Source organism: Mesorhizobium sp. M7A.F.Ca.US.011.01.1.1, from assembly GCF_003998295.1.
In the GTDB taxonomy this organism is placed as follows: Bacteria; Pseudomonadota; Alphaproteobacteria; order Rhizobiales; family Rhizobiaceae; genus Mesorhizobium.
Genome location: NZ_RZRT01000220.1, coordinates 1 through 589 on the forward strand (window position 1 = coordinate 1; position 589 = coordinate 589).

The 589-nt window shown below is 49.6% G+C and carries 1 pseudogene; it reads right to left on the bottom strand.

The annotated features are described in order from the left end of the window. Positions 1–568, bottom strand: a pseudogene (locus EOA13_RS37425) (glycosyltransferase family 4 protein); the annotation flags it as partial. Positions 569–589: the final 21 nt, after the last annotated feature.

Below are 589 nucleotides of genomic sequence, written 5' to 3' on the forward strand. Positions count from 1 at the left end.
AGCCAATATCGCATTGCGAATAAAGATCGGGGAGATTCGGCACCGCCACAGTCCCAGCATTCAGGTGATGGAAGGGAATTTCATATCCGCCGACATCCCACCCCGCGAAAATAACGGCCGTATCTGGCATCTGGTCGCAAACTCTCTTCAACGCCAAAAGCCCTAGTTCAAAGCATCGCCGAGGCGTCACCGGTCTAGCGTAGAAAAAAATGTGCTTTGTTTTCGACGGGCGCCTTTCATGAGGCCGATATAGATCCAGATCGCAAGCAAAATTAAAATATATCGTGTGCATACCGTATTCATGGCGTAGCTTATCAGCCAACCATTTACCCGCTGTAATACCTATCAAGCCAAGTCTGTAAGTATTTTCAGCGAGTATATATTCAGTCCCGTGCGCATAGAATGCAGGCTCAAAATCCTGAACAAAATACAGCCTTTTCGCAGTGTCCCTATACTTTGCAACCCAATAAGCAGTCTGCCAGCCGGTAGCAACAAGATATTGGCATGGCTCAATGGAGCGCGCGCCCAATGAAACCATAATGCCATTGTCACCGAAGGCTGCGTTCAACGCCGCCTGCGCCTCTGCCGC